The sequence below is a fragment of the Metabacillus niabensis genome (assembly GCF_902829255.1).
Taxonomy (GTDB): Bacteria; Bacillota; Bacilli; order Bacillales; family Bacillaceae; genus Metabacillus; species Metabacillus niabensis.
In genome coordinates this window covers 1-6,993 of record NZ_CADEPK010000052.1, presented here as the reverse complement: position 1 = coordinate 6,993, position 6,993 = coordinate 1, and the positions used below count along the sequence as shown (strand labels likewise).

At 34.5% G+C, this 6,993-nt stretch carries 7 protein-coding genes and 1 pseudogene; all 8 read left to right on the top strand.

The annotated features are described in order from the left end of the window. Positions 1-68 precede the first annotated feature (68 nt). The gene (locus tag HU235_RS07105) at positions 69-857 is read left to right on the top strand and encodes a cell division protein FtsQ/DivIB (RefSeq protein WP_095298860.1); all 789 of its coding nucleotides are present in this window, start codon (positions 69-71) and stop codon (positions 855-857) included. Beyond that, on the top strand, positions 847-1,551 hold the full coding sequence (locus tag HU235_RS07100; protein ID WP_174879755.1) for a DUF881 domain-containing protein: 705 nt from the start codon (positions 847-849) through the stop codon (positions 1,549-1,551). Before HU235_RS07105 ends, HU235_RS07100 begins: the two co-directional genes overlap by 11 nt. Before the next feature lie 29 nt (positions 1,552-1,580). Next, positions 1,581-2,309 carry a DUF881 domain-containing protein gene (locus HU235_RS07095; protein ID WP_145582213.1) on the top strand — a complete coding sequence of 243 codons (729 nt, stop codon included), beginning with the start codon at positions 1,581-1,583 and terminating at the stop codon, positions 2,307-2,309. 2 nt (positions 2,310-2,311) lie between these two features. Beyond that, complete coding sequence (locus tag HU235_RS07090) at positions 2,312-2,674, top strand: small basic family protein (protein ID WP_095298856.1); 363 nt, start codon at positions 2,312-2,314, stop codon at positions 2,672-2,674. Between the two features lie 167 nt (positions 2,675-2,841). Continuing rightward, positions 2,842-4,137, top strand: coding sequence for a cell division protein FtsA (gene ftsA / locus HU235_RS07085; protein ID WP_174879754.1), 1,296 nt, complete (start codon positions 2,842-2,844; stop codon positions 4,135-4,137). Between the two features lie 44 nt (positions 4,138-4,181). After that, positions 4,182-5,330, top strand: a complete 1,149-nt coding sequence (gene ftsZ, locus HU235_RS07080) for a cell division protein FtsZ (RefSeq protein ID WP_095298852.1) — start codon at positions 4,182-4,184, stop codon at positions 5,328-5,330. A 328-nt stretch (positions 5,331-5,658) separates the two neighbouring features. Further along, positions 5,659-6,588 (top strand): sigma-E processing peptidase SpoIIGA, encoded by a 930-nt coding sequence (gene spoIIGA, locus HU235_RS07075; RefSeq protein ID WP_174879753.1) that lies wholly within the window; start codon positions 5,659-5,661, stop codon positions 6,586-6,588. Between the two features lie 149 nt (positions 6,589-6,737). Then, positions 6,738-6,993: pseudogene (locus tag HU235_RS07070) on the top strand (RNA polymerase sporulation sigma factor SigE); the annotation flags it as partial.

Here is a 6,993-nt window from a genome sequence, read left to right as displayed (position 1 = left end):
CTTTCTATACATATTAAGAATAATGAAAGATTTCCTAGAGCATAAATGCTAGGGATGAGGTGAATTGTTTGGAGAAGAAGGTTGTTTCGTTAGAGGATCGTATACCTAAATTACAGCAACAGCGGAAGCAAAAATCTAATCGCAGATTGATAATGTTTCTTTCTGTTTTTTTCTTATTAATTTTACTAGTTATCTACTTTCAATCTCCTTTGAGTAAGGTCGGAAGTATTACAGTTAAAGGAAATGAAATTGTTGATTCAAAGAAAATTATTGAATTAAGCGGGATCACAGCCTCAACAGGATTTTGGAATATTAATGAACAACAAGTGATTAGAACAGTAAATAGTATTTTACAAATAAAAGATGTAAAAGTAGAAAAAAAATTACCTAATCATATTATTTTGAATATTACCGAACATAAAAGTGTTGCATATCTTGAAAAAGATGGTGTCTATTTGCCAATACTAGACAATGGAGAAGTTTTAAAAGAATTTGAAGAGCGTTTGCCTGCAGATGCCCCTGTTTTAAAAAATTGGGACGATGAAGAGGATATTAAGGAAATGATTAAAGAATTGACAAAAATACCTCCTTCGATTTTTAATTCAATATCTGAAATACATCATACACCAGGTAAGACTGATCCATGGCTAGTACGTCTTTATATGAATGATGGATATGAAGTTATTGCTTCGGTTCGTACTTTTGCTAAGAAAATGGAACTATACCCGTCTATTGTAAGCGAACTTGATGAAAATAGTGAAGGGGTTATTCACTTAGAGGTAGGATCTTACTTTGAATCGTACAAACCATTACAAGAGGAGGAGAAGAATGAAAGCAATCTTGAAACTGAGGGGTAGATACGTAATATTATCCCTCATTTTCCTTGTTTTAGGATTTTTGATTTCCTACTCTTATCAGCTAACGAAAGAAAAAAATAGTAATCAAACACTGTCCACTGAACAATGGGATGAAGAATATGAAACTAGATCGTTATTGATTGAAGAGGAAAAGACAAATAAAACCTTACAAGAGGAGCTATATAAAAAACAAGAGGAAGTTAAAAAGATTGAGGAATCGTTAAAGAGCGAAAAGCAAGTATATTATAATTTAGTTGAAGATGTTGAAAAATATCGGATGTATGTTGGTGATTTACCAGTTAAAGGGAAAGGTGTAGAGATATCCCTTGAGGATGCTTCATACGTACCTGATAGTGAAAATGTTAACAATTATATTGTTCATGAGAGCCATATTTTTAAAGTTATTAACGAACTATATATATCAGGAGCAGATGCCATCTCAATTAATGGTCAAAGATTAAGTAGTAACTCTTACATATTTTGCAATGGTCCTGTCATTACAGTTGACGGAAACCAATTTCCAGCGCCTTTTGTCATTTCAGCAATTGGCGACCCGTCTGTTTTAATTCCTGCCTTAAATATTGTTGGAGGGGTCATAGATCAACTCACATATGACAATATTGTTGTTTCCGTGCAAGAAAAAGATGAGATTAAGATGGATCCTTTACTTCAAGAGCAAAAGACTTCTTCTTAAATAAAAAATGGGACTGTAAGGTGGTTGATATGAAGAAATCGAATTGGAAAAAAGGATTAAGTTTCACTCTATTAACAACGATATTTGGATTAATGCTCGCGATTCAATTTCAGACGATTAAAGAACCAATTGTAAGAGATACAAGGGATATGTGGGAACTTCGTGACGATTTAAAAGAGGAGCAACAGCTACAAGTAAAATTATTATCCGAGATACGGAAATATGACGAAATTATTGAAACGTATAAACTAGAAGAAAATGAAAATCCAGAGGCTGCTTTAAAAGAAACACTTAATGTATTAAAAGAAGAAGCTGGTTTAACAGAAGTAGAAGGTCCTGGCGTTATTATTACAATTGACCGACTATTTTCTGAGGACATTTTAGGAATGGAGCTTGATAATATTTCGCCAGATTTGTTGAAGCGACTTATAAATGAACTAAATTCCTATGATGCGGAGGAAATTTCCATTCAAGGTAGGCGGTTGATTAATTCTACGGTCATTCGCGATATTAATGGGCAAACAAAAATGGATAATTATAGTTTAAATACATATCCAATCGAAATAAAGGTAATATCCGAAAATGCAGAAAAGCTATATAATCGAATGAATGCTTCAACAACTGATGAAGATTTTGCTATTGATAATCTAAAGTTAACTATTTCTGAGCCAATCGATACGATTACGATTCCAGCATATGATGATACGATACGTGTGAAAAATATGAAGCCTGTTGAAAAAGAAGAAGGGGGAAAATAGCTATGTGGCTACCAATATTAGGTCTTATACTAGGTGTATTTTTAGGACTAGTATCTGAGCTACGCATCCCCCCTGAATATTCAAATTATTTATCTATTGCGATTTTAGCAGCGCTTGATACGTTAATAGGGGGCATTAGAGCACATTTACAAGATATTTATGATGAACTAGTGTTCGTTTCAGGTTTTTTCTTTAACATCATTTTAGCCGCAAGTTTAGCTTTTCTAGGTGTTCATCTTGGTGTAGACTTATATTTAGTAGCTGTTTTTGCATTTGGGGTAAGGTTATTCCAAAACATAGCAGTTATTAGAAGAATATTACTTTCAAAATGGTCGTTATCTAGAGAAAAAGTGAAAAAAAGTTGAATATTTAAAAGGGAATATTAAGTATTTGACGAATAATCACTAGTAAGACATATTTCAAGACTAAATATTTACTTTTTTTGTTACAAGCTTGTAAAGTAATTTTCATTGTCATGTCGTTCTCAAGCGAATAAAATAGAAAGTATTGATAGATAAGGAGGTGCCTTAGAATGAACAACAATGAACTATTTGTAAGTCTTGACATCGGTACATCCAGTGTTAAAGTAATTATTGGTGAAATGGCAAATGATACTTTAAACATTATTGGTGTAGGTAACGTAAAATCAGAAGGATTAAGAAAAGGATCTATAGTTGATATAGATGAAACCGTTCATTCTATAAAGAAAGCGGTAGAGCAAGCGGAGAGAATGGTTGGAATCTCGTTAAAAAGAGTCGTAGTAGGGGTTACTGGTAATCATGTCCATTTACAAGATTGCCATGGAGTAGTGGCAGTTTCAAGCGAAAACCGTGAAATATCTAATGAAGATGTAAGAAGAGTAATTGAGGCAGCTCAAGTTATTTCAATTCCACCAGAACGAGAAATAATAGATGTAATCCCTAGACAATTTATTGTTGATGGATTAGATGAAATTAATGATCCTCGTGGAATGCTAGGTGTTCGCTTAGAAATGGAAGGAACAATTATTACCGGTTCAAAGACCGTATTACATAATTTATTACGTTGTGTAGAACGTGCTGGCCTTGAAATAACCGACATTTGCTTGCAACCTTTAGCAGCTGGTTCAGTTGCCTTATCAAAGGATGAAAAGAACCTAGGTGTTGCACTAGTTGAAATTGGTGGAGGATCTACTACAATCGCAGTATTTGAACAAAATCATCTTGTTGCAACAAGTGTTTTACCAATCGGTGGGGAGCACATTACAAAGGATTTATCTATTGGGCTTCGAACATCTACTGATGAAGCTGAAAGAATAAAAATAAAGTATGGTCATGGCTATTACGATCATGCGTCAGAGGATGAAGTGTTTGAAGCAACAATAATCGGTTCTGATCAAAAGAGATCCTTTAATCAATTAGAAATAGCTGATATTATTGAAGCAAGACTTGAAGAAATATATGAGCTTATTCTTTATGAATTAAAAAGACTAGGAATCGGTGAATTACCTGGTGGTTTTGTCTTAACTGGTGGAACGGTGAAAATGCCTGGTGTCCTTGAATTAGGACAAGTTGTTTTGCAAAATAGTGTGAGAATTGCGAGTCCAGACTATATTGGTGTTAGAGAGCCTCAATATATGACAGGTGTAGGTCTAATCCAATTCGCTCATAAAAATGCTAAAATACAAGGTAGAAAGATTGGTTCAAATGTTACTGTTGATGCAGTAGAAGTAGCAGCTACAAAAGAACCGCCACAACAACGTTCAAAGCCACAACAACAGCAACAGCAACAAAAAGAGGAAAAAAAGGTTAATAAAGTGAAGAAGTTTTTTGGCTACTTCTTTGAATAGTTCACATCAATTAGAAGTCATTTGATGGATTAGGAGGATTTCGCATGTTAGAGTTTGATACAAATATTGACGGCTTAGCTACCATCAAAGTAATCGGGGTAGGTGGCGGTGGTAATAACGCTGTCAATCGAATGATAGAGCACGGAGTACAAGGTGTTGAATTTATCGCTGTAAATACAGATGCACAGGCTTTAAATTTATCAAAAGCAGAAATTAAAATGCAAATTGGTTCTAAACTAACAAGAGGTTTAGGTGCAGGTGCTAACCCCGAAGTTGGTAAAAAAGCTGCTGAGGAAAGTAGAGAACAAATAGAGGAAGCGTTAAGAGGCGCTGATATGGTATTTGTTACAGCAGGAATGGGTGGAGGTACGGGAACGGGTGCAGCACCCGTTATCGCTCAAATCTCAAAGGATTTAGGGGCTCTAACAGTAGGTGTTGTAACAAGACCTTTTACATTTGAAGGACGTAAACGTGCAATGCAAGCGGCTGGTGGAATCTCTTCAATGAAGGAATCAGTCGATACATTAATCGTTATTCCTAATGATAGACTTCTTGAAATTGTTGATAAAAATACACCTATGCTTGAAGCGTTTAGAGAAGCAGATAATGTATTGCGTCAAGGGGTATCAGGTATTTCTGATTTAATCGCAACACCTGGATTAATCAACTTAGACTTTGCCGATGTTAAAACAATTATGTCTAACAAAGGCTCAGCTCTTATGGGTATTGGTGTTGCAACAGGTGAAAACCGCGCGGCAGAAGCAGCTAAAAAAGCTATTTCAAGTCCACTTCTTGAAAAATCGATTGACGGTGCTCAAGGTGTGTTAATGAACATTACAGGTGGAACAAACTTAAGTTTATATGAAGTTCAGGAAGCGGCAGACATCGTTGCAACTGCATCTGATCAAGATGTAAATATGATTTTCGGTTCAGTTATTAACGAAAATCTAAAAGATGAAATCGTTGTAACAGTTATTGCAACTGGTTTTACTGAGCAAGAAGTGAATCCGCTCAAACAGCCTACTCGTCAATTTGGTACAGGTGGACAAACTATTGCAAAGCCTGTTCCTAAGCGTGAGCCGAAACGTGAAGAAGCACCAGTGCAAGAGACACCTTCACGTAGTAGCATGCAGCAAGCCGATGATACATTAGATATACCTACGTTTCTTAGAAACCGTAATAAGCGTCGCTAATTTTCAAATACGTAATAAAAGAGTGCCATTAATCATTATGGCACTCTTTTATTATGGGGAAATTATAAAGTTGCTCCATCTATTTAATCCACTACAAGAAAAGGTACCATTCAATTAAATTTCCGCATATTTTGTTGAAAGTTTCATAGATTATTATAACTCGACAAAATTTCTAAAATTCTTTCAAAAATACTTCCATTCTCTCGGCACTAAGTGACAGACTTCCTAGTTCAGACAATTTATACTAAATGACAATAGGTGATCATAGTTTCGTTACTGTTATTCCTAGTAACCTGAACACGTATTCCTCTAGCGAAAGGAGAAATAGATGTCCATCTATTTAGACATTATTTGGTTTTTAAACTTCTCCTTTGATCTATTGCTTCTATTATTAACAGCTATAGCATTAAAAAGGAAAATAAAAAAATACCGTATTGTGCTTGCTGCCCTTTTAGGTTCAAGTATTGTCATTATGTTGTTTACACCATTATCGTTATTTGCAAGCCATCCATTTGGAAAGATGTTTGTCTCAGTATTAATGGTTTGGATTGCATTTGGTTTTAAACGATTCCGATTTTTTGTTCAAAGCTTATTAACCTTTTATTTTGTTACCTTTCTTGTTGGTGGCGGAATGATAGGGGTACATTATTTTTTACAATCTGAAATGAGCTATTTAAATGGGGTCTTAATGACAAATTCAACGGGATTTGGACATCCTATTAGTTGGATATTCGTAATCGTAGGATTCCCGATGCTATGGATTTTTTCTAGAAATAGAATTGAAGGATTAGAAACGAAGAAAATCCATTTTGAACAATTGGTTAATGTAACGATAAAGGTAGATGAATGCGAATTGACATTAAGGGGTCTAGTAGATAGCGGGAATCAGCTTTATGATCCTATAACAAGAAGTCCGGTTATGATTATCGACACATTAAAAGCAAGTCACTTTATTCCGGAGCCATTAGTAAATCAAGCAATTCAAGAAGATGTAATGGAGTCATTAAGTAATAATGAGCAATCACATCCTTGGGAACATCGTATACGTATTATTCCTTATCGAGTTGTAGGAAGCGAAAATAAATTTTTATTAGGATTTAAACCAGATGAAGTAGTAATTGAAACGAAGGATGAGAAAATTAAAGTGCAAAAAACGATTGTTGGATTAAATCGTACAAAGTTATCTTCAGAGGATGAGTATGAATGCATCATTCACCCTAAAATGCTACAAGGACATGTAATGGAACAAGTATCTTAATATGAGGAATCCTTTAATCTTATCATACTCTAAATCATTGTTTTTATACATTAAACAAATGGAACAGTGTCAAATATATAGTATTAGCTATCTTGATATTGATGATAAGAATAAGCTGACTATTATTAAAAATGCGAAGGGGGAGGAAAATGAAAAAGTTTAAGTTACGTCTTACATATTTATGGTACAAATTACTAATTAAATTAGGCATCAAAACAGACGAGGTTTATTACATCGGAGGAAGTGAAGCGCTACCTCCTCCTCTCTCAAAAGAAGAAGAGGAAATATTATTACAAAAATTACCTAGTGGTGATCAAGCTGCGAGATCGATATTAATTGAGCGTAATTTACGATTAGTGGTATATATTGCACGGAAATTTGAAAATACGGGAATCAATATCGAGG